Here is a 22,218-nt window from a genome sequence, read left to right as displayed (position 1 = left end):
GGGAAGTGGGGGGATGGGGAAGTGGGGGGATGGGGAAGTCTGGGGATGGGGAAGTGGGGGGATGGGGAAGTGGGGGGATGGGGAAGTCTGGGGATGGGGAAGTGGGGGGATGGGGAAGTGGGGGGATGGGGAAGTGGGGGGATGGGGAAGTGGGGGGATGGGGAAGTGGGGAAGTGGGGAAGTGGGGAAGCTGTCTCATCACCCTATCACCCCAAAACCCTATCACCCCAAAACCCTATCACCCTATTTCCTGACTCCTGCCTACCGACGGCTAAAATAACCGACTTCGTCTCCCTCCCCGGTCAAGATTGAAAGCGATAAGCTAGAGTGTGAGAAGTGAAAACCTTTTAATCTCGTTTCGCCCCTAGAGGATAATAGCTCGATGTTGCGAATTATCACAGAGCCATGGTCAGCCAGAACGGAACTGAGACGAATTCGGGAACGGTTCGACGATCCGGAAATTCGGGAAAAAGAATCGCTTGTCCGAGAGATTGTCGAGCAGGTGCGACTTTCTGGCGATCGCTCGTTAGTGGATTACACGCAAAAATTCTATCAACAGTCCCTTAATCTACAACAACTGAAGGTGAGTGGCTCGGATCTGGATGCTGCTTATCAACAGGTGTCCCAGGATTTATTAAATGCGATCGCTGTTGCCTGTGCAAAAATGGAGGCTTTTCATCGTCAGCGTCTTCCCAAAGCTTGGGTGCAGTTTCCTGAGGATGGTACAGTTCGAGGGAAACGTTATCAACCGATTAACAGTGTGGGAATTGTCGTTCCCGATGGTAAACGAGCCTATCTCAGTTTATTGCTCCAACAGGCGATTCCTGCCAAAATAGCGGGGGTTAAACGGATTGTCATGGTATCCCCCGCCGATGAGGATTTACGCATCCATCCGGCGATTTTAGTGGCAGCCCAATCGGTGGGTATTAGTGAGATTTATCGGGTGGCTGGACCACAGGCGATCGCCGCTTTAGCCTACGGCACAAAAACGATCGCTCCCGTGGAGATGATTGCCGGAATAGGTGATTTTTATACTAATTTGGCTAAAAAACTGGTTTCTGACCATGTAAAAATCGATTATCTCTCTATTACTTCTGATTTGGTTATTATTGCCGATAATCAAGCTAATCCCAGACAGTTAGCCCTAGATTTATTAGCGCAAGCGGAACAGTATTCCCTAGCGGCAGCGATTTTATTGACGACGGATAAGGCTTTGGCTTTAATAGTACAGGAAGAAGTGCAAAAACAGTTACAGATACATCCCCAGAGATTGTTAACGGAAAAAGCGATCGCTCATTATGGTTTAATCGTGGTGGTGGAGTCATTGGAAAAAGCGATCGAATTATCGAATCTTTTTGCTCCCACCCATTTATCCTTAATGATCGATGAACCTTGGGAAAAGCTATCTTCTGTGAGACAATCGGGAACTATTCTCCTTGGTTCTACTACTCCAAAAGCGGTGGCCGATTATTTAGGTTGTCCCGTGGGAGTGGAAACTTTTCTCGATTCCGCCACTTTGATCGAATATCCTGCCGATTCCTTCGCCTCCATAGCCCATAATTTGCAAATATTAGCGCAAGCGGAGGGCTTTACGGCAACGGATGCGGGTATAGAATCCCGAGGTCAGGACAAGAACTAGAAAAACTATAATCTTCTCAAAGCAACGATTGGGTCTAATTTAGCGGCACGATGAGCGGGAACAACACCGAAAATCAGACCGATGGCGCTGGAAACTCCTAAAGCGAGAATTATCGCAGGGATTGAGACACTGGTGGTTAAAGCAGCAAAAATTCCCGCTAGATACATTCCTTGAATGCCGACAAAAATCCCGATAATTCCGCCAGTGGTGGCTAAAATCACCGATTCAATCAGAAATTGACCTTTTATATCCCCTTCTTTCGCTCCTAAAGCCTTTCTTAACCCGATTTCTTGGGTTCTTTCCGTGACTGACACGAGCATAATATTCATGACACCGATTCCCCCGACAAAAAGAGAAATACTAGCGATCGAGGCTAACATTCTAGTTAAACTATCGTTAGTTTCTTTGGCCATTTCTAGGACTGCGGTTTGGGGGAAAATCTGCACATAATTCTCGTCGCTGACCTGATGACGCATTTGCAGCAGGTTGCTAATCTGAAACTGGGCGGCTTTAATTTGGGCGGAGTTTTTGGCCAAGACAGAAATATGAGTCAGGGGAATGCCAAAGATAGCTCTGCGGCCTTGAACCTGATTAGACATGGTAGTTAGGGGAATTAAAGCTCGATCGTCCTGATTAGCCTCAAATAAGGAGCCTTTCGCCTGTAAAATTCCAATGACTTGAAAACTAAGATTGCCGATGCGAAGATTTTCGCCGACGGGGTCGCGATTACCAAAGAGATTTTTAGCTAATTCCGATCCCAAGACAATCACGCGATTATCCCGTTTCAGGTCAGATTCCATAATAAATCTACCTTTAGATAGTTGACGGTTACGCACGTTTAGGTACTCGGCTCCCACCCCGATTAGGGGGCTATTACTGGTTCTATTACCGAAGGATAGGATTTTTTTACCGCTCAATTCGGGAGAAATGGCGGCAATGGCGGGAACTTGAGATGCGATCGCTTGAGCATCTTCGTAGGTGAGCGGCCGGGGATTAGGAATTGTCCGCCGGACATTGCGCGAAGAGGTGGAAACAAATAAAACATTCGGACCGAGGGCTTCAAACTGCTCGATAGCAACTTTTTGCGCTCCTTCACCCACTCCCACTAGGGCAATGACGGAGGCGTTACCGATAGCAATTCCTAGCATGGTCAGACCACTACGCAGTTTATTGCCCATCAAAGCGGAAAAAGCCATTTTCAGGTTTTCGAGCATTTCCATGGTTAGTTATATTCAGTGGGGAATTATGAATTATGAATTATGAATTATGAATTGGGGAGATGGGGAAGTGGGGAAGTGGGGAAGTGGGAAGTGGGAAGTGGGGAAGCTGTCTCATCACCCTATCACCCCAAAATCCTATCACCCCAAAACCCCAAAACCCCAACACCTGTCTCCTGTCTCCCGACGACTGATTAGCGGGCAGAGATTTGGATCGTTTCTGGTTTACTTAAATCGCCGGTAATAGTTAAACTGCGCCGATTAGCGTTGAGATGACGGACAATTTTATAGATAGCTTCAACTTGGTCGCTAGCGCCGATTTTGGCCGCTAGAGTGGCTAGGTCAAGAGAAGTTCCCGTTTCCCGAACAACTTGCACGATTTTTCTTTGTAAATCCAGAATAGAAGCGGCGGCTTTTTTCCCTGCTTCTACCCCGGGTTGATGGTAGGCGTTAATGTTAACTAAACTAGCATAGAAACTAACGGCCCGTTCGTAGAGGGCGATCAAGGCCCCTACCTGACGGGGAGTAACCTCTGGGATAGTGATAGTGATAGAGTGACGACTATTTTCGTATAAAGCTTGTCGAGTACCTTGCAGTAATCCTGAGAGGAAATCGCCAGCAGTGGAGCCGGTTTCCACTTCTATCGAATCTCCTTGCCGGTCTTTTAACACTTCAATAAAAGTAGCGAAAAAATTGGGAACACCTTCGCGTAATTGTTGGACGTAGGCGTGTTGGTCCGTGGAACCTTTGTTACCATAGACGGCGATCCCTTGGTACACCGTATTACCATCGAGGTCTTTTTCTTTACCGAGGGACTCCATGACCAATTGTTGCAGATAGCGGCTAAAGAGATAGAGACTGTCTTTGTAGGGCAGAATCACCATATCTTTCTCTCCCTTGCCATTGCCCTCATGATACCAAGCTAGAGCCAGTAGGGCGCTAGGATTTTTTTTCAGGTTATGGACGCGGGTGGCGATGTCCATTTCTTTGGCCCCGGCTAACATTTCATCAATGTCGATACCCTGCAAAGCGGCCGGGAGAAGACCGACAGCGGATAGTTCTGATGTACGACCACCGACCCAATCCTGCATGGGGAAACGAGTTAGCCAATCTTGGGCGTATTTGTCCAGTTGGCTACCCGGCATGGTGACGGCGACCGCGTGTTGCGGAAAGTCTAAATCCAGTTTTTCGTAAGCGTTGCGGACCTCTAACATTCCGTTTCTCGCTTCGGGAGTGCCGCCGGATTTACTGGTGACGATAACGAGAGTGGTAGCTAAGGGTAAATGGGCTAGGGTGCGATCGATGCCTTTGGGGTCGGTATTATCAATAAAAGCAATCTCTAAGGGGGGATTAAGGGGGGAGAGAGCCGAACCGACGAATTGGGGACCCAAAGCAGACCCCCCGATGCCTACACAGAGAATATGGCTAAATTTTGACCGATTGGGCGGCTTAATCGCTCCGGAGTGAATTTTCTTGACAAATTCTTTGATCTGTGCTAAGGGTTCGGTGATTTCGGCCCGCAATTCCTGGTTAGGAGCGAGTTCAGGAGCGCGCAGCCAGTAGTGGCCGACCATACGCTGTTCGTCGGGATTGGCGATCGCACCCCGTTCTAAAGCTGCCATATCTTGGAAAGCACGCTGAAATTTTGCTTCTAGACCTTTGAGAAAAGCCTCATCGAAGGGAATCCGACTGACATCGAGATAAAGTTCTAGGTTAGGGTGATAGTATAACCAATCTTGGTAACGTTGCCAGAGTTGCAGATTATCCATAAAAAAAGCGAAATTTTTGTTTAATTACTCGTTTAGGAGAGATAAGATTTTATCCTCTGCAATCATCATACAGGTAGTTTTAGGCTAGAAGTTGACGGTTAAGCATATATTAGGGGTTGGCAAAATGTTAACAGTGACGGAACTATTCCCTAATTGTTCGGTTTGCTGGTGTTGGCTGTTGATTTTTTAACTGGTTCTATGGCTATCTACTCATCCCCTCTCAAAATCGGTAATTTAGCAGTGCATAGCCGCGTCTTGCAATCACCTTTATCTGGTGTCACCGATTTAGTGTTTCGGCGCTTGGTGAGACGCTTTGCTCCTGATTCGATGCTCTATACGGAGATGGTTAATGCGACAGAAATCTCCCAGCTGCAAGAGTTACCGCAATTGATGGTTATCGGGGACAAAGAACAACCAATTAGTATGCAATTATTTGATTGCCGTCCCGATTTTATGGCTGTGGCGGCGGAAAAAGCGGTTAAAGAAGGAGCGATGACCATCGATATTAATATGGGTTGTCCTGTTAATAAAATTACTAAAAAAGGCGGCGGTTCTTCCCTTTTACGACAGCCAGAAATTGCCGAGCAAATTGTTAGGGAAGTGGTGGGAGCGGTATCGGTGCCGGTAACGGTGAAAACTCGCTTGGGATGGAACGCCCAGGAGATTAATATTATCGATTTTGCCCGTCGTTTGGAAGATGCGGGAGTGCAAATGTTGACCCTGCACGCACGCACTAGGGAACAGGGTTATCACGGGCCAGCCGATTGGCAATGGATTAAACGGGTGAAGGAGGTTTTATCGATTCCTGTCATTGCTAATGGTGATATTGTTTCTGTGGAAGCGGCGATTAATTGTTTGGAATTTACTCGGGCCGATGGGGTGATGTGTTCGCGGGGAACCCTCGGTTATCCCTATTTGGTGGGGGAAATCGATTATTACCTCAAAACAGGCAAAAAGTTGCCGAAACCCACCTCTATTGACCTGTTAAACCTAGCTAAAGAGCATTTACAGGGGCTATGGCTATACAAGGGACAACGCGGTATTTGGCAAGCCAGGAAACATCTGGCTTGGTATTGTCAGGATTTTACTGGTGCGGCGGTTTGGCGCGATCGGTTTTCGCGCATCGAATCTCTGGGGGAGGGCTATGATTTAATTGATGGAGCTATTGCCCAATTAAACCTTGAAAACGAGAATATTTACAGATAACGGTTGAACTGACCCGTTATCATCAACCTTGAATGATATTATTAGTCTAACTCTCGGTACGGTGCAGTGATTGGTTAGACAGATGAACTTTAGATGAAGTTTATGGAGATTTCCACTCTCCCTCTGGGATCATGGCTGTAATCATGATGTTACGCAATGTTCCAGTAGGTAAATCTCTCCCTTGATGGTAAGGTACGATAACTTGAGTATCTTGATCCCTGCCACGCCATTTTCTATGACTACCCTTCTGAGAGATCAGTTCAAAGTTATACTTGCGTAATATGCGCTCAACCTCGTCAGCATTCATTCTCCTGAGTCGAGTCATCCCACCATAACCTCACGGATTACTGCTCCGGGTAGAAGGTCGATAGCATCAGGTTGTAAATAAAGCTCGATCGCTTCGCGTATATTATTGAGAGCTTCCTCTTGTGTAGTACCAGCAGATGTGCATCCGGGCAGTTCTGGACACCAAATTGCCCATTCGTTTGTATCGGGATCGGGTTCAAGTATCACTCGCCATTTCATAGGGACTAAATCCTTAGAGAACTACCCAAGATGATAACAGATGGACTCCACAAGCATAATCAATGCTCAAGCCCGGGATGACTCGATAGTGGTTCACGTTGAAAGTGCCAAGGGTTAATTATGCCCAAAAGCAATATCAGGCTGATGTTCACGGTATTTCCTCAACGTTCAATGACCTGTTTTTGATCATAAGTGATTGGTTAGATCGCTCCTAATTCTTGCCTAGAATCTTGTCATACTCGGAGTGCGACCCAACCTAGAACCAAACTATCTTTTCTTCGTCTGACTTTTTAATCCCTAATGCTCGCCATCCAATGCCGACTCTGACTGACCAGATTTTTTCTCTTGGTTTCACTTCTTTGAACTCTAGGCTGGGGTGAAATGGATTTTCTTGCCAAATCTCCTAATTTTTCTTGGCTGTTTCTTGTACCCTTTGCGGCAAACTGAGAAAAAGTTGACGAAACCTCTTGGTTCTGGCTGACTTCATTCTTCCCCAAAGCCTTTATCTTCTGTTCTCCCCTCTTGTTCTTCTATCAGGGCTTCCTGTGCCATTGTTATTAAAGCTCCCAATTCCATATCTTCGTTAGAAAGGCTTTGCTGCCATTTTAATTCACTTTCAATATCTTCTAGCAATTGTTGAGCAAGTTCATCTTGAAGATGCTCTGGCAGTTTCTGGATTTCTGTGAATGCTTTTTGCAACAGAGTAGTCATGTTTTGTTCATGTTTTACGCGTATTGGACTATTTTACTACTTTTTCTACTCTCTATTAATTATCCAGAAACTTTCCGAATAAGGAGAGTAAGGATATGCCGAAAGTTTCCGCATATCACCCCGTTTTGTAGATTCCTGACAATCAGCGGAAATAACATCAGCTTTTCCCCAAGATTTCAGCACCAATTGTTCAATCTGACTGCACTTCGTAACAAAAATTTACAACTCGATCATAAGCGATCGCACTCCCATCGATCACTGTGCCTAGACGTTTTTAGATTATTATCATTTACTTGAATCAATGAGCATGGTGCGTTCCCCAAAATCGATCGCTGGAGCGGTAGGACTCGCATGAGGGAACCCACACTACCAGAGCCTACGCATCCGCAGCAACTGCGTCTTAGAAGGTGATCAGCTAAAAGTTTAGAGAAAGCCAAAACTTTGACTCAAAAACCTTTACTAATTCTCTGTAATTTTGTCTTTATAAAGATCTTCAAGGCAAACCACATTTCATGGAAGAATAAGTTCCAAAAATACCCGTACTGTGGAAATCTCAATGCAAGAAGCATATCTGCAGCAAACGCCGAGCGAATTTCACCTTTTGTACTCCATGCTGCTTGAATGTATCTGATTTGCTCTGCACCATGTAACCAATGACCAAGAACCATTCCCTGCTGAAATATTCTAGCCTGCAAGTAGAGACCTAACAATCGATCAAAGCACCAGAAAGGAATCCAAGTTAGCGATCCTAAAATTTTTGTAAAGCTCAATAAATCTTCAACTGCTTCTCGTGTAATATTCGACTTCCAAACTTTGTTATTGAAATTCTCAGGATGTGGTCCTTTTTGATCCGTTCGCTCGCTATAAAACCATAAAGAGTTAAGCTTAAATTTATTATTTAAAGGAGAAATAGGGATTTCTTGAAGAATTTCACTTTCAGCATACTCTTCCTTGTTATATTTTGTCTCAACAGCAGTGAGCTTAGCAATATCAGGTAGATCGTCCCATGAACGCTCAATCGACTTTGTATCTTGATAGTGTATGTTTTTTTTGCATAAACGTAAACATATACTTCCAGGATATAACTCAAAATACGATTTTACTATGTCAGTGATCTGTGGATGCAAAAAGTCATCATCATCTAAAGCGATAACGTAGTCTCCTGATACATTCAATAAACCAGTCGCACGCTGTATTAATTCTCCTTTATAAGGACTTACAATAGCTTTGATCCTCGAATCATTAAATTCTTGAATTACTTGCCCTGGTGGATAAACTAATATGAACTCTACATCTCCTTGAATAGACCTAAGCTGCTTGAACCAGTAAGATGAGAAATTACCACGAGTTGGTGTAACGATAGATAAAAGCATTCTCTACTCTCTTCTCTTTAATTGATAGTATGCCTAAAATCTAGGAACCTCTAACTGTTGATTATACAGAAACTTGACCTATAACAATCCTCAGAGTAAGGATATGGGGAAACTTTCGGCCTATCAACCTGTTTTGTCGATTCCTGACAGTCACCCGAAATAACATCGGATTCCTGCCCGTGAGTCTAGCACTAATTGTTCAATCTGACTGCACTTCGTAACAAAAATTTACAACTTGATCATAAGCGATCTCACTCCCGTCCGTCGCTGTGCCTAGACGTTTTTAGATTATTATCATTTACTTGAATCAATGAAATTTTCTTCGGAGAGCTTGGTATTCTTCTGACTCTGGCGAAGGACCCGTAACAACGGCTTCGATGAATTCGTCTGGTGGCTTATACTGGTGTTCCACAACGTAATGATAGATGAGTGTAGGCGCAGCGTAGATGGCAGATTGGCCAATCACACGGATCTCGCCAGTTCCGATGTTGAGCCAATGAGTCTTTTCCCCATATCGTGGTATGCACCATTGTTCATAGGAAATGTCACGGCACAATTCGCATACATGAAACCCACGAGCAATATTAACGATGTATTCGTCCAGACAGAGTTGGAACAGTGTATCCTTGAACTCTTGAGAAGTTTCCCCCTTTGAATAGAATTTGTTGCCGCTGAGCCAACCAACATTGAGAGTGGTTAGCATACGCTCACCTCTTAGTACAGGTGGTTCATGCCTGGCAAAATATTCGTAGGGAGTCAGGTCTTTATAGTAGGTCATCGCAGTCTTTCGAATTCCTTTAGGTAGATTGCTGACAATCAGCCGAAATAACATCAGCTTTTCCCCCGAAAATATAGCACAAATTGTTCAATCTGACTGCACTTCGTAACAAAAATTTACAACTCGATCATAAGCGATCGCACTGCCGTCCGTCGCTGTGCCTAGACGTTTTTAGCTTATAATCATTTGCTTGAATCAATGATCATGGTGCGTTCCCCAAAATCGATTGGTGGAGCGATAGGACTCGCATGAGGGAACGCACCCTACCAGATCTGCACTGAGTTCCGTTGTTGCCTTGTTAGGATTAGGAGGATTAGGGTTAGTCTCTAGCCTGAAAAAACGGAAATAGGAATAGTAGGGTGGCCATTGCCCACCTTACCGCTTTTTCGGTCATAATAAATCCGAATTAGGGCGAACTGTAGTAAAATAGTAAACGAACCTCTTAAGCAGGGTTTATAAGGATGTCCAGACGAGACGATCTACATTTATCATTACGTCATACTTTAGAAAAAGAAGGTTGGAAAATCACTGATGATCCTTTAATTCTAACCTTAGAAAAAACCTTGCTTAAAGCTGATTTAGGAGCAGAAAAGTTTTTTGCTGCGGAAAAAGAAGATCGTAAAATTGCCGTAGAAATCAAAGACTTTGATACGCCTTCAGTTATCAGTGAATTAGAAAAAACAATAGGACAACTTCAATTATACCAATGGGCTTTAGATTCACAAGAACCTGAAAGAAAACTTTTTTTGGGCATTAGTGAAGCGGTTTATTTAAAACACTTCAAAAAAGCTATTTTCCAACTGGTTATTAAACGTAATAGAATCAATTTAATTATTTATAATCCTCAAAAGGAGATAATTGTCGAATGGATAACACAGTAAATTATGCTGATATTCTGACTCAAGTTATCAGAAAAGAGTCAGCGATGCAACCTCGATTACAAACCCTTAAAATTACCCCAGTTTGTGATCCAGAATCAGGCAACTTTTTAATAATTATGACTGGTTGGGAAAAAGAAGTATGGATTAATACAATTTTATTTCACGCTCGTTTATTGAAAAATAAAATTGTCATTGAAGATGATAATCTTGAAGAAGGATTAACAACCAATTTAATTCAAGCTGGGATTCCCCCAGAAGATATTATCACTGGACTTTCCCTAGAGTAAGGTAGGCATTACCCACCTTAGCGATATCCCACTGAATGTTAGGAAAAATTATCTAAATGCTTCAATTCGATCTAAATAGACATTAACTAATTTATGTTCAATAACCAAAGCTTCAAACTCTGGTCAAATACGAGCTAAAAACTGATGAAATTCTCGTTTTCGTATATTGCCAAAACGGAGATGTACTACTTTAGGTGGGGAAAAAAATTAGGGTTTGCTGAAAAAGTACGGGCGAAGCATTCGGATAGAAAATCTACGGTTTCACCGATAGGTTATTGCCCGAATGCTTCGCCCCTACACGCGGGCCGATGAAGACGCAAGATTTTGAAGCACGATTCTCTCAAAATCTTGCACCTGTTTCACGAGAAAAGCAACAAAACCCTTACCTTGCCTACATTTCACATTTATTCAGCAGACCCAAATTAGGTATTAGTCGATCGGAAAAGTCTGTATCTTTCGTAACAATAACCAGTTTTTTATCCTTTGCATATTGCCAAATTTCCCTATCCCTTGGACTTCTACCTAAAACCGAAACATGAATGATCGGTAAAGATGGAGTGAACAGGATTTTAGCTGGTAAATTTTCATCAAAGAAAAAACCATTCATGCAATTTTTCTGACTTCATAGTGATTCGCCATCAATCTTGCTGCAAATTGCATACAGGCATAAATATCTTCTCGATTCAGAGAAGGATATTCTTCAAGGACTTCTTCAATAGAATCCCCTGCTCCCAAAAATTCCATAACTGTTTGCACTGGAATTCGAGTTCCAGCTATAACAGGTCTTCCATTACAAATATCTGGATGGATATGGATACGACTTTCCATTAAAGTTTTGTTACCTCTTTGATGACCTTAAGTCAACTTATTATACCCTTTCATAGTCACAGGTGAGGATGTTGGGTTTCCTGAAAATCGATCGCTGGAGCGGTAGGACTCGCATGAGGGAACGCACTCTACTAGAGCTGCACTACGTTTTTGGAGTAGTGCCATTCTTTTGCTTGCTCCTCACGAAGACTGCCTTATTTTTTCGCTGAATCTCGAATAAGTCAATAGCCTCGAACAGGCCACTTAACTTTGCATATCCGTAGTTGCGTGGGTCAAAAGATGTCTGATTTGCTATGTGTCCGCCAATCTCTGCCAAATTCGACCAACCATCATCGTCTAGAGTGCTAGAAACCGCGCCCCTCAATAAACTGATTAATTTGGTGTCTTGCTTCAACTCTTTACCAGTTTTCTTCACACTTGCAGAAACTTTGGAAGTCTCCTCAGAATTTACTGCTTGATCAATAGTTTCTAGGTATAAAAATGTTGAACACGCATAAACAAAAGGCAAGGGTGTTTTCTTCTCGCCAAATCCATAAACTTTTAAGCCATTTGTCAAAATTCGCATCACTAAAGGAGTAAAGTCACAATCGCTCGACACGATTGCAAAAGCATCCAACTGTTGTGTATACAGCAAATCCATTGCATCAATAATCATTGCAGCATCAGTAGCATTTTTGCCCTTCGTATAGTCGAACTGTTGGACGGGGCGAATAGCGTATTCGTGCAAACACTCCTCCCAAGCTTTCAGCGCAGGACTTTTCCAGTTTCCGTAAGCCTTACGAATATTGGCAACTCCATACTTGGCAATTTCAGAGATGATCGCCTCAATTTTTGATGCAGGGGCGTTGTCTGCATCAATTAGCAGTGCAATTTTTGATTCTGATTGCAGCATATTGCTCCAGGTGTGCTGATCACTTTAATTTTTGAACTCGAACAGACACTTTTCAAGTATGCCCCAACTGATAACCTAAGCCATCTAACTATTAATTATACAGAAACTTTCCGAATAACCAGAGTAAGGATATGGGGAAACTTTCGACATATCACCCCATTTTGTAGATTTCTGACAATCAGCTGAGATACAAAGAACTTTTCAGCGACCATAGCACCAATTATAATTCTTCGGGTAAATGAGCAGACTAACTAAAAGTTGCGATGGCGGAGCAAATTCTTTCTTTACTCTTGTACTTAATTCTCATTTTAACGGCTTTTTGGTTTATTAGCCCCCAAAAAAAGCCCCGTAGTCATCCCGCCTATCATCTTGCTTGTTTGCTAGAAGATGCTCCCGAAAGCTCTTTAAAGGGTCAATTTTATCCCCTGGCTACTCCCTTGGCTACCCCGATCGCCTGTACTGTTCCGCAGGTGTGGCGCAGTGTATATAGGCAGTCTCTGGCAAAACCGGATGTTAATTATTGGCAATGGCGCAGTATGCCAGAAAATGAGCAGTTTTGTCGGGAATTACGGGAATTATTGCAATTAAATCCGGCTAGAGGTTACGCTAAGGAAATTCTGGAAAGTCTCGCCTTGGGTCAAGATCCTTTTTATCATCTCTATTGGGATCTAAAAGCGATCGCTAATGGTAACTTTAACACTATCGGGACTAATAAACTAGCTGAGGGCAGATTGGCCCGGCGAGATTTGCGAACTCATCAGCAGATGCGGAGGGATTTTCGTCAATGGCATTTACAAGCTTGTCAACAGTTGGGAAAAGAGCGGGTTAAAGCGGTTTATCGGCTGTGTTATGGAGCAGATTGGTCATTAATCGCCCAAATTCTCTATCCTTCGCCTCGTTCCTTGGCCGTGATGATTATAGAGTCGCCTAATCCCGTTTGGTGGCGAGTTTTGGGGATTACTCCTTTTAGCACCACTAGCCGGATTGAGAATAATTATAAAACTCTCTTGTGCTATTGGCATCCCGATCGCAATTCTCATCCCAATGCTACAGAAATCACTGCCCATCTTAATCGCGCCTACGATTGTTATCAAAGTTTTCAGGAGATGAGCAATCAAGATAATGCACCTTTGTGGACGAAAATCCGTCGCTGGATTCCTTAGACTCTACTCTAGTTTTTCCCTTGACTTTTTCCTTAACGAAAGAATGTTAGTCTAGGAACAATTTACGACCACGCTTGCACTCTCAGGGTAATGAATCTAGTGCTTTTAAACAATCGCTACCAAATTGTTAGTATCCTTGCTAGGGGGGGATTTGGGGAAACTTATATCGCTATCGATACGAATATGCCTTCTCAACGGCGCTGTGTGATTAAAAAATTGCAGCCAGCTATTCAAAGTGAGGAGATGCCAGAATGGTTAAAAGAACGTTTTCAGAAAGAAGCAAGCGTTTTAGAGGAATTGGGGGAGCAAAATCGCCAAATACCCCGTTTATACGGTTATTTTGCCCAAGATAATCACTTCTATCTGGTGCAGGAGTGGATTGAGGGGGAGACACTAACCCAAAAACAGCAACGACAGGGAAATTTATCCTCCTCAGCAGTGCGGACGATTTTAGAGAATTTGCTGCCTGTTCTTGATTTTATTCACAGTCGCCGCATTATTCACCGGGATGTGAAACCCGATAATATTATCTTAAGAAATAGTGATAATTTGCCCGTTTTAATCGATTTTGGGGTAATGAAAGAAGCAGTCGCCACCTTACTCGATCCTACGGGAAAAAGTGCCTATTCGATCGCCCTTGGCACCCCCGGTTATATGGCTTCAGAACAGGCTGCCGGGAGACCGGTCTTTTCTAGTGACCTTTACAGCCTAGGCTTAACGGCGATTTTTTTATTAACGGGAAAAACTCCCCAATATCTAGAAACTGACTCGCGCACGGGGGAAATTCTCTGGCGACAGGAGGCAGAAAATGTTAATCCTAATTTAGCTATGGTAATCGATCGAGCGATCCGTTTTCATCCCCGCGATCGGTTTGCCACTGCTAGGGAAATGTTAGCAGCTTTAGGAGAAATATCCCCAGATTTGTCCACCCAACCGACTATCGCAGTTTCTCCCCATAGTCCCCGATTAAAGTCCTCTACACCCCCAAAACCAACCATCTCCCCCACTGTGGTTATTCAACCCAATTCTGGGGAAAAAAAGAATCCTTGGCTGCGGATTTTGCTGATTTTTGCGGTGACAATTGGGGCTTTTGCCCTAGGATATCGGGGATTTATGGCTCTTTTACCCAAAAATGAGGAAATTAAACCATCACCAATCCCCGAACCTTCTCCTAGTCCTGAAATCATTCCTCCTCCCTCCCAAGATTTTCCCCCTATCCGACGACCTTCTCGTCAACGGACTCCCATTTATTCCCCGACTCCCACTCCATCCCCGACTCCTACCCCAGAGGTGATTCCTAGTCCAGAAGCGACTCCAGAGTTAACTCCTAGTCCCACCCCAGAAGAAGTAATTCCTATTCCTGTTCCCCTTCCTGAAACAGAGCCAAGTCCTCAAGTTTCTCCCCTTCCTTCTCCTTCTCCTTCCCCTTCTCCTTCTCCTTCCCCTTCCCCTTCTCCTTCCCCTGTTCCAGAGGTGATTAATCCCCCAGTTAATGAGGATAAAATTGAACCGATCGCTCCTCCCGTTTTATCACCTTCTCCTCCTGAAGAAAATAGTAATTAATAGACTGCTTGCAGAAGTCGGGCAAGGGGAAGATGATAATTTTCTCTTAAACCTTTGCCCTTTTCCCTACAATGAAAGAGAGCTACTGTTTAGGCTTAATTCTTCTGATTCTATCTGCTCTGCCAGTTGACGCAGTAGATCAAAAATGCTAGTTAAGGTTTCCTCTGGTAATTTAGCCATATTCAATTATTTCTATCATCTGGTTGGTGCGAGGTAATCCTGTTTAATTTAGTTTGCGATCGAGTTGAGGATCAGTCAAGGGAGAAAGCAAAGGCGAATGGGACATACTGCGTCACAATCCCTCTTGTGTTTTATGATGGTTAATGAAAGGCAGAAAAACAATAAGGAAGTAGGGGCAGTAGCATGAACGACCAAAGTGCTGTAGATATTGAGCAATTCCTAGAGTATTTAGAAACCTCTGAGACGGCTGATGACGTGCCTCCTGAAGAAATTGAAGTAGGAAAGAAAGCCTATCAAGAATATTTAGAAGGGCGCGATCCTGGCAAGTCCTTAGTAAAGTTAAAGGCTGAGTTAGGATGTGGCGTTACATAATCTTAAAACCAGCCGAGCGTTACCTAAAACGGTTACAGCCCCGTAGCCAAGAGCGCATCTTAAATGAACTGGATAAATTGCTGGCGAGTCCTACTCAGACAGATTTCAAGAAACTCCAAGGGCGAGAGAGTTATCGCCTGCGGGTGGGTAATTATCGGGTATTAATGCAGGTCAATCGAGAAGAACGTCTTTTCATTGTCACTGAGATCAGTCCTCGTGGTGATATTTATAAATAATACCGAATCCGACACACTGCGCCACAATCCCTCACGAAAGGCGATAGTTCGCCTGAGAAGGAGTAAAACAGGGGAAACCACCTGAGACTCCTTCCCCTGTCAATCCCTAAGCTAGGAAGAGGAATGTAAAGATTTATTAAAATGTAGCTTTTGATACATTTGTGGGGGGAGTGTGTATTATTTTATTGTCCGCCTTAGACTTTATCGAATTTCAAAAAACAATGATTATTGCTAAACAGCTTTTTGCCTTAACCACTTGTGCTACATTTATTGGAATTTTAGTAAATATTGAGCCAAGTCTTGCTTTCAAAAGTTCATTAAGAATTAAGAATGAAAAAGATGATCTTGTAACAGTTGATGTGAGAGGAACTGTGCAAACAATAAGTGGAGAGTTAGATTTAGGCTCAATTTATCCTTTTCCTGTGGTAATAGCTCCAGGGGATGAGTCACATATTAGATTTAATATTCCAGATTACTTAACAGATCTTCATTATATTATTGATGATCCTGGAGTTATTTCAGAAACAGCATTTGGATTTGTCGGTGGTTCTAGTGGCTCGTTTTTTCTTGAAAATTACATCAATAGTAGTCTTTCTAACTTAGCAATTATAAATAGCAACGAGTTTTTGGCTCCATTACTATTTAGTTCAGGTCGCTCAACAAACTTATTCATAGGAATTGATCTAAATCAATGGATTCCATCACTAACCCAATTTCAAGCTGGTGATTCATTTAACTTTGTCAATGGAATATCGTCAAGCTTACCTGGTGTTATCGTCGGTACTACGCCAGTAAGCTTTTCTTCTTCAGTAGGCTGGTTTACAGCGAATCCTTATACTGGCTCTGGATTTGTAATAGCTGCATCTGATGGAGATACTATCCCCGAACCCACCTCCACCCTCAGCCTCCTCGCTCTCGGCACACTCGGCGCAGCTTCAACCCTGAAGCATAAACTAAAACCCTCCCAATCCACCGAAAAAGAAACCACAAAAATAGGCTAAATTGCTTCTAAAAATACCATAAATGCCCCTTCATTTACTCCCTTGAAGGGGATTATTTTTTTCCACCTTTTTAAACTCTAAAAATTTCAGAGTTCACAGCTTATCGCTTACTTAAGACGGATGATTATTAGGATTTTCCATCAGCAATCCCTCACTGATCACAGCGACATTCAATTCATTATCTGCCGAGACAAAAGTGATAGAAGGTAAACCACTAGCTAGGCAAAGTGCATTAACAGCACAACCTACTGCTAACTGGATTGCGTCATAACCTCTTAAACCATAAGTTTCCGCTAATACCATTCCTGAATTAATTATACTTTCGGTAATTTCAATGACTTGATAATCTTTAAGCGAGTCCTTTCTCAACTGATGAACTATTGCCGTTGCATCCGTAACGCTAATACTTCCAGTGCGGTATCTTCGCGTAATAGCAGCCACAATTTCTACCTTGGCGATTGCGGCAATAAATATTTCATTATTTAAAGCAGCAGCAAATAATCCCAATACCCACGCTGAACCGGGTTCGCTGATATAACGCTTGACCAAGGCACTACTATCTAAGAAATAAAGTGCCATTTAACGGCGTTCCTCAATAATCGTTTCTGAAATAGGTTTTCCCTCGATTTCAATCAATCGTCGCTCAGTTATCGGTTGAGATGAAGGACGCTTAATCTGCTTGACTAATCCAGCATCAAGAAGAGATTGGTGAAATACCGCTTGTTTGTCAGCTTCTTCTTTATCCATAAGATGCTGTTGAATCGTCTGATTAAGCAGCTGAAGTTCTTTTAGCTCAAGAGTCTCAAGCTGATTCAAGATTTGAGTAAGGATTGCCCGTGTCATAATCTGCTACTTTTTTTGCTGTCTGAGTAATTAATTTTTTATAGGAAAGTTATAATAATTGAGCTACTACAACAGACAGTATCATAAAAATTCACTCTTTAGACCTGCTTGATCGTAAATTTTTAGATTCTAGGCGCTTAATATCCTCTTGCCAGTAGCTGTTGAAAAGCAAAATGATCAAATCCTAGAGAACCGCTTGGATATTTGTTTGATTCTCGGCCAATGCTGCCGATGTTATTCCCTTTGTACCTCGTTCAATTTCACTGCATCAGCTTCATCCCTTGCCACTGAACCAAATCAAGAAAAAGACTTTACCGCTAGTTTTGGCAACTATTCTCGGTGTGAGAGGAGGAGGCAGATTTTGCTGCCGTTTCCTCCTAATGGCTAAGATAAGATTAGTTTTTGCGGTAAAAAATCTTACTACCTTGGTCACTGACAAAATGACAATTGCGGTAGGACCGCCAGAGAGATTTGAAAATCGGTTCTTTCGAGACGCGATAATAGCCTCCTAAGACGGGACGGATAGCCTCGGTTGCTTCTTGGAGATGATAGTGGGGAATAGTGATAAAAATGTGATGAGCGACGTGAGTACCAATTTGGTGATGGATGGGATTAAAGATGCCATAATTGCGATCGATGGTAGAAAGCGCCCCTTTGAGAAAGTACCAATCTTGACCGCGATACCAGGGAATATCATCTTCGGTGTGGTGTAGGAATGTCACCAAGTCCAACCAAACCACAAAGACGATATAGGGCATGATGTAGTAGTTAAACAGAAACCAAAAGCCTTGGCTAATACCCACCCCGATTAATAGACCCAACATAAAGGTACAGCAAACGGTGCTAGTCAGTACCTGCCACCGTTCCGAGGGGCGAAAGAGGGAGCTTTCAGGCATAAAATGGGACCCCTGTTTATTAGGGGAACGACGGAAAAGATAGAGGGGATAAACAAATAAAATTAGCTGAAAACGAGCTAATTTCTCGTACCAGGCCATATTGTTATACTGGGTTTCCGTGACGGGATACCAACTCTCATCGGTGTCGATATTGCCGGTATTAGCGTGATGGGTGCGATGACTGATACGCCAACCGTGGAAAGGTACGAGAATGGGAGTATGACTGAGATGACCGATTAGGTTATTTAACCAACGATAACGGGAAAAGGAACCGTGACCGCAATCGTGACCGACGACAAATAGGGCCCAAAACATGGTTCCCTGCATAAACCAAAAAAGGGGGAAGAACCATGCTTGATTAATCTGGTAAGTTATCCAGTAAAGTAGGGTAATAATGCCAATATCAAAAAAAAAGTAAGCTAGAGAGCGAAAAACGCTTGATTGGAAGCAACGGTTTGGGATAGCTAGACGGACATCCTGTAGGGTAAATGGCAAAAATTCTCTTTCTAGGGTGGGTTTAGGTAGGGTTTGGGACACTAGGTTATAACTCAAGATGGATAACAGGGCAGTATTGACGAAAGCTTGAGTAGCTCAAGTTTTCTGTTTCTCGATACGCTATCTTTTCTCTATCTCAGCTAGGAGCAGATAAGACTGGGCGATCGAGCGAATTTCGTCTAACTCACTGGGATTTTATTCTAGGGCTTAATGTAACTTAACAAAAGCCCCTGGGGAAAGTTAATCAGATTCTCCCCCTGTCTGTCCGTCTGTACCCTTGGGCATCCATACAATAGACCGGCTCTTCGGTTCGTGTTATCCACCCGATCAAACCAGACCAAGCAACGAAGAACCAAATAGATTAACATTGTTTTGTCAGCAGATAAGTTTAGAGGTTCATTTATGGCAATAGCAACTTTGACAGCACTTCACGACACTGCGATCAAGAAATCGACAGAACAATCTAGTAAGCTACCCGATACTGAGAAAAAGATTTACAAGGCCGGACAAACCATCAGCATCGACAGGGTGGAATCTGCACCCAACGGACATTTAAAAGTAACCCTGAGTAGCGGTGCTGGTGTCTGGTATATCTTTGAAAAAGATTGGTCTCCTATTCCAGAGTCTATGGACCGAGTAGAAAGCAATAGTAAAGTTCCTGAACAAGCAGTTCAGATTATAACTGAGTTTGAAGGTTTTGTCCCTCATGTTTATAATGATGGCGTAGGAGTGGCGACGATTGGGATTGGAACAACTCGGTATCCTAATGGCAAACCTGTTCGTTTTGGCGATCCAAATATCACTTTAGCAACCGCTCAGAGTTATTTATCCCACGATCTTGAAAACACCGTAAATCACCTAGCTGCTTCAATTCCTTATTGGAATGAGATGAATGATAATCAGCGTTCAGCCTTGATTTCGTTTGCTTACAATTTAGGCGATCATTTCTACGGTAATCCCGGTTTTAATTCTATCACTTCTGCTTTGCGAGATAAGCGATGGAATGACGTACCTAAGATTTTAGAACTCTACTCTAATCCGGGTTCCAATGTCCATGAAGGTCTGCTGCGACGGCGCAAGGCTGAGGGTGAATTGTGGCAAGGTAAGGGGAAATTTGCTAAGTAAGTAGTTGTGTCTCTGGGGTGCAAATGTCACCCCAGAGACACGGAGAACACAGAGAGATATTTATTGGCTACTGGAATTAAAGTATGGGATTATTTTTTGTTAGGTTTAAGCCAAATTTCTTGATGAGAACTCTGTTTTTATTGTTTATCTGCTTGTTTTGGGGTAAAACAACTCTTGCAGAAACCTTACAAACAAGAAATTTTATTGTCAAGATTACTAGAAATTGTCCTGAAGGAGAGGTAGTGTGCAACAATGTCTCCTACACTGGAACAAGTTTAAGAACCGCAGAATCGATTAAACTTACTGGGAGAACTGTTTATCGTTTGTGTTCAGATAGGGTTACTCCCTGTCAATTTCTCGGCTACGAGTTTATTAATAGAAATTATCGCTACTTTGTCACAGAAAGTGGTATAATCAAAATCTATAAAAATGGCAAGCTTTTACTTGAAGAACGTGGTTCATGGCAGGATTAATCGTTTAATCAAAACTGATTAAATTCTCTTTCAAGTAAGTATATAAGAATTGCAGGCGTTGTGTTTCACTTTCAGTGAGTTGGTCTCCTTTTCCTCGCAACTCAAAATATCGTTGTGTAGCTGTCGATAAGCGTATTGTTTTACCTATAGCGTTTCCTAAGCTAGTGAGGTACACCTATTTTTCTTCCCTTTTGCCTTTTGGCTCTTGCCTTTTGCCTAAAACCCATAACTTTTGTACCTCAGCAGACTGAAAAACGCTATAGTTACGAACTCGATCCATTTGGTAGATTGTTGCTTAACAATTGAGATGGCCAATTCTACTCAAATATGCCTGATACTAAATCCGTTGAGTAACGCACAGAAAACGGGTTTCTCCGAGAAACCCGTTTTCTACTCATGCACTCATGCAAAAAGGGGAATAAATAATCAGTCTTTAATAACCAGATTTAGTATGAATCGCCTTCTAGGTGAGCAACTCACATAAGCTGTGAAAACCCAAAAAAAGGGCGAACAAAATTCACCCTAACAGACACAGTAATCATCCTACAAAGTGCTGATAAACTGATCAAGGCGATCGAATCCTTTTTCAATCGTCTTTAGGTCTGTAGCATAGGAAAGACGAATACAATCATCAGCACCAAAAGCAATACCGGGGATAGCAGCCACTTTTTGGGTTTCGAGGAGTTTCTGACAAAAATCCCGGGATTTTAAACCAGTTTGACTAATATCGATAAACACATAAAAAGCACCGTTGGGAGTAGGACAATTGAGTCCAGGGAGCGATCGCACTCGTTCTAAAATATACTGTCGGCGATCGCTAAAAGCTTTGACCATTTCCTCGATGCAATCTTGGGGACTCGCCAAAGCAGCGATCGCACCGTACTGAGCAAAAGTGCAGACATTGGAGGTACTATGACTTTGGATCTTAGTCATAGCCTTGACAATTTCCACCGGTCCTGCTATGTAACCGACGCGCCACCCCGTCATCGAGAAAGCTTTAGCAAAACCATTACTAATAATACTGCGCTGAAAGATTTCCGGACCAAAAGAAGCGATACTGCGGTGAATTGCGCCATCGTAGAGGATTTTCTCGTAAATTTCATCAGAAACCACTAAAATATCCTTTTCAACCACAATTTTGGCTAAAGCGGCGATTTCTTCGGGAGTATAGACAATGCCGGTGGGATTAGAGGGAGAATTGAAAACAAATAATTTAGTTTTCGGCGTAATTGCCGCTTCTAGCTGTTCGGGGGTGATTTTATAGTGATTCTCTAGGCTAGTGTTCACTATAACCGATGTTCCTCCCGCTAACGTCACCATTTCAGGATAACTCAACCAGTAGGGTGCGGGAATAATTACTTCGTCCCCCGCTTCAATTAACGCCATGATTAGATTGTAGAGAGACTGTTTACCGCCATTGGTAACGATGACATTATCGGCATTGTATGCTAGTTGATTATCCCGCAGCAATTTCTCGGCGATCGCTTTTCTTAACCCCAGTTCTCCGGCAGCCGGTCCGTAGCGAGTTTTTCCCTCATCGAGGGCCTTTTTCGCGGCAGCTTTGATGTGAGTGGGTGTGTCGAAATCTGGCTCCCCGGCGCTAAAACTACAGACATCTTCGCCGTTTCTCTTCATTTCCTTGGCCAGAGAGTCGATAGCTAGGGTAAGGGAGGGGGTGACTTGATTGACTCGTGACGCTAGTTTCATAGTATTTTACCCTGAAAGGGCTTTTCTGATGACCTACACAACCTTTAGTATTGTCCAT

General features: G+C 43.1%; 26 protein-coding genes and 2 pseudogenes. 13 read left to right on the top strand and 15 right to left on the bottom strand.

The window, feature by feature from the left end; genetic code table 11:
- Together IM515_RS05240 and hisD are read left to right on the top strand one after the other, a co-directional pair.
- Positions 1-312, top strand: a pseudogene (locus tag IM515_RS05240) (hypothetical protein); the annotation flags it as partial.
- Positions 313-382: 70 nt separating this feature from the next.
- The gene (gene hisD / locus IM515_RS05235; RefSeq protein WP_002768240.1) at positions 383-1,639 is read left to right on the top strand and encodes a histidinol dehydrogenase; all 1,257 of its coding nucleotides are present in this window, start codon (positions 383-385) and stop codon (positions 1,637-1,639) included.
- A 5-nt stretch (positions 1,640-1,644) separates the two neighbouring features.
- Here the strand turns inward: hisD and IM515_RS05230 are convergent, their stop codons facing one another.
- Entirely contained in the window at positions 1,645-2,859 is a 1,215-nt protein-coding gene (locus IM515_RS05230) for an ABC transporter permease (RefSeq protein ID WP_287628040.1), read from the bottom strand.
- A gap of 59 nt (positions 2,860-2,918) precedes the next feature.
- Between IM515_RS05230 and IM515_RS05225 the strand changes: the two genes are divergently transcribed.
- Positions 2,919-3,050 carry a hypothetical protein gene (locus tag IM515_RS05225; protein ID WP_287632674.1) on the top strand — a complete coding sequence of 44 codons (132 nt, stop codon included), beginning with the start codon at positions 2,919-2,921 and terminating at the stop codon, positions 3,048-3,050.
- On the opposite strand, the gene IM515_RS05220 is transcribed toward IM515_RS05225, so the two are convergent.
- Positions 3,051-4,625, bottom strand: coding sequence for a glucose-6-phosphate isomerase (locus IM515_RS05220; RefSeq protein WP_287628039.1), 1,575 nt, complete (start codon positions 4,623-4,625; stop codon positions 3,051-3,053).
- Between the two features lie 198 nt (positions 4,626-4,823).
- On the opposite strand from IM515_RS05220, the gene dusB reads away from it, so the two are divergent.
- The gene (gene dusB / locus IM515_RS05215) at positions 4,824-5,831 is read left to right on the top strand and encodes a tRNA dihydrouridine synthase DusB (RefSeq protein WP_287628038.1); all 1,008 of its coding nucleotides are present in this window, start codon (positions 4,824-4,826) and stop codon (positions 5,829-5,831) included.
- A gap of 100 nt (positions 5,832-5,931) precedes the next feature.
- Here dusB and IM515_RS05210 read toward each other — a convergent pair whose 3' ends face one another.
- The 6 genes and pseudogenes from IM515_RS05210 to IM515_RS05190 form a co-directional block, all read right to left on the bottom strand.
- Positions 5,932-6,138 (bottom strand): type II toxin-antitoxin system HicA family toxin, encoded by a 207-nt coding sequence (locus tag IM515_RS05210; protein WP_012266944.1) that lies wholly within the window; start codon positions 6,136-6,138, stop codon positions 5,932-5,934.
- 14 nt (positions 6,139-6,152) lie between these two features.
- Complete coding sequence (locus IM515_RS05205) at positions 6,153-6,356, bottom strand: type II toxin-antitoxin system HicB family antitoxin (protein ID WP_193960002.1); 204 nt, start codon at positions 6,354-6,356, stop codon at positions 6,153-6,155.
- Between the two features lie 256 nt (positions 6,357-6,612).
- Positions 6,613-6,843: pseudogene (locus IM515_RS25845) on the bottom strand (ParE family toxin-like protein).
- Entirely contained in the window at positions 6,840-7,067 is a 228-nt protein-coding gene (locus IM515_RS05200; protein WP_110543837.1) for a hypothetical protein, read from the bottom strand. The pseudogene IM515_RS25845 and the gene IM515_RS05200 overlap by 4 nt, the downstream one beginning before the upstream one ends.
- A gap of 446 nt (positions 7,068-7,513) precedes the next feature.
- Positions 7,514-8,440: a glycosyltransferase family A protein gene (locus tag IM515_RS05195; RefSeq protein ID WP_287628037.1), complete on the bottom strand. Its 927-nt coding sequence runs from the start codon at positions 8,438-8,440 to the stop codon at positions 7,514-7,516.
- Between the two features lie 307 nt (positions 8,441-8,747).
- Complete coding sequence (locus tag IM515_RS05190; protein WP_004161550.1) at positions 8,748-9,272, bottom strand: DUF7919 family protein; 525 nt, start codon at positions 9,270-9,272, stop codon at positions 8,748-8,750.
- 407 nt (positions 9,273-9,679) lie between these two features.
- Here IM515_RS05190 and IM515_RS05185 point away from each other — a divergent pair, with 407 nt between their 5' ends.
- Together IM515_RS05185 and IM515_RS05180 are read left to right on the top strand one after the other, a co-directional pair.
- Entirely contained in the window at positions 9,680-10,099 is a 420-nt protein-coding gene (locus IM515_RS05185) for a XisH family protein (RefSeq protein WP_004161549.1), read from the top strand.
- On the top strand, positions 10,084-10,386 hold the full coding sequence (locus IM515_RS05180; RefSeq protein WP_004161548.1) for an element excision factor XisI family protein: 303 nt from the start codon (positions 10,084-10,086) through the stop codon (positions 10,384-10,386). Before IM515_RS05185 ends, IM515_RS05180 begins: the two co-directional genes overlap by 16 nt.
- A gap of 391 nt (positions 10,387-10,777) precedes the next feature.
- Here the strand turns inward: IM515_RS05180 and IM515_RS05175 are convergent, their stop codons facing one another.
- From IM515_RS05175 to IM515_RS05165, 3 genes are all read right to left on the bottom strand, one after another.
- The gene (locus tag IM515_RS05175; RefSeq protein WP_287628035.1) at positions 10,778-10,993 is read right to left on the bottom strand and encodes a DUF5615 family PIN-like protein; all 216 of its coding nucleotides are present in this window, start codon (positions 10,991-10,993) and stop codon (positions 10,778-10,780) included.
- On the bottom strand, positions 10,990-11,214 hold the full coding sequence (locus IM515_RS05170) for a DUF433 domain-containing protein (protein WP_008199295.1): 225 nt from the start codon (positions 11,212-11,214) through the stop codon (positions 10,990-10,992). Before IM515_RS05170 ends, IM515_RS05175 begins: the two co-directional genes overlap by 4 nt.
- A gap of 142 nt (positions 11,215-11,356) precedes the next feature.
- The gene (locus IM515_RS05165; protein ID WP_002757405.1) at positions 11,357-12,106 is read right to left on the bottom strand and encodes an NYN domain-containing protein; all 750 of its coding nucleotides are present in this window, start codon (positions 12,104-12,106) and stop codon (positions 11,357-11,359) included.
- A gap of 263 nt (positions 12,107-12,369) precedes the next feature.
- Here IM515_RS05165 and IM515_RS05160 point away from each other — a divergent pair, with 263 nt between their 5' ends.
- From IM515_RS05160 to IM515_RS05140, 5 genes are all read left to right on the top strand, one after another.
- On the top strand, positions 12,370-13,269 hold the full coding sequence (locus IM515_RS05160; RefSeq protein ID WP_287628034.1) for a J domain-containing protein: 900 nt from the start codon (positions 12,370-12,372) through the stop codon (positions 13,267-13,269).
- 90 nt (positions 13,270-13,359) lie between these two features.
- The gene (locus IM515_RS05155; protein ID WP_287628033.1) at positions 13,360-14,832 is read left to right on the top strand and encodes a serine/threonine-protein kinase; all 1,473 of its coding nucleotides are present in this window, start codon (positions 13,360-13,362) and stop codon (positions 14,830-14,832) included.
- Positions 14,833-15,195: 363 nt separating this feature from the next.
- Positions 15,196-15,384: a hypothetical protein gene (locus IM515_RS05150; protein ID WP_002765145.1), complete on the top strand. Its 189-nt coding sequence runs from the start codon at positions 15,196-15,198 to the stop codon at positions 15,382-15,384.
- The gene (locus tag IM515_RS05145) at positions 15,369-15,620 is read left to right on the top strand and encodes a type II toxin-antitoxin system RelE family toxin (protein ID WP_287628032.1); all 252 of its coding nucleotides are present in this window, start codon (positions 15,369-15,371) and stop codon (positions 15,618-15,620) included. Before IM515_RS05150 ends, IM515_RS05145 begins: the two co-directional genes overlap by 16 nt.
- Before the next feature lie 221 nt (positions 15,621-15,841).
- On the top strand, positions 15,842-16,621 hold the full coding sequence (locus IM515_RS05140; RefSeq protein WP_287628031.1) for a PEP-CTERM sorting domain-containing protein: 780 nt from the start codon (positions 15,842-15,844) through the stop codon (positions 16,619-16,621).
- A 111-nt stretch (positions 16,622-16,732) separates the two neighbouring features.
- Here IM515_RS05140 and IM515_RS05135 read toward each other — a convergent pair whose 3' ends face one another.
- The 3 genes from IM515_RS05135 to IM515_RS05125 form a co-directional block, all read right to left on the bottom strand.
- The gene (locus IM515_RS05135) at positions 16,733-17,200 is read right to left on the bottom strand and encodes a type II toxin-antitoxin system VapC family toxin (protein ID WP_287628030.1); all 468 of its coding nucleotides are present in this window, start codon (positions 17,198-17,200) and stop codon (positions 16,733-16,735) included.
- Positions 17,201-17,464: a hypothetical protein gene (locus tag IM515_RS05130; RefSeq protein ID WP_287628029.1), complete on the bottom strand. Its 264-nt coding sequence runs from the start codon at positions 17,462-17,464 to the stop codon at positions 17,201-17,203.
- A gap of 395 nt (positions 17,465-17,859) precedes the next feature.
- Positions 17,860-18,897 (bottom strand): fatty acid desaturase, encoded by a 1,038-nt coding sequence (locus tag IM515_RS05125; RefSeq protein ID WP_287628028.1) that lies wholly within the window; start codon positions 18,895-18,897, stop codon positions 17,860-17,862.
- Between the two features lie 360 nt (positions 18,898-19,257).
- Between IM515_RS05125 and IM515_RS05120 the strand changes: the two genes are divergently transcribed.
- Positions 19,258-19,980 (top strand): lysozyme, encoded by a 723-nt coding sequence (locus tag IM515_RS05120; protein WP_287628027.1) that lies wholly within the window; start codon positions 19,258-19,260, stop codon positions 19,978-19,980.
- Between the two features lie 122 nt (positions 19,981-20,102).
- Complete coding sequence (locus tag IM515_RS05115) at positions 20,103-20,453, top strand: hypothetical protein (RefSeq protein ID WP_287628025.1); 351 nt, start codon at positions 20,103-20,105, stop codon at positions 20,451-20,453.
- Positions 20,454-20,996: 543 nt separating this feature from the next.
- Here the strand turns inward: IM515_RS05115 and IM515_RS05110 are convergent.
- Entirely contained in the window at positions 20,997-22,160 is a 1,164-nt protein-coding gene (locus tag IM515_RS05110; RefSeq protein WP_287628024.1) for a pyridoxal phosphate-dependent aminotransferase, read from the bottom strand.
- Positions 22,161-22,218: the final 58 nt, after the last annotated feature.

This window comes from Microcystis sp. M44BS1, from assembly GCF_020244875.1.
In the GTDB taxonomy this organism is placed as follows: domain Bacteria; phylum Cyanobacteriota; class Cyanobacteriia; order Cyanobacteriales; family Microcystaceae; genus Microcystis; species Microcystis panniformis.
The sequence above is the reverse complement of the archived record's forward strand: the minus strand, read 5'-3'. Positions and strand labels throughout refer to the sequence as shown.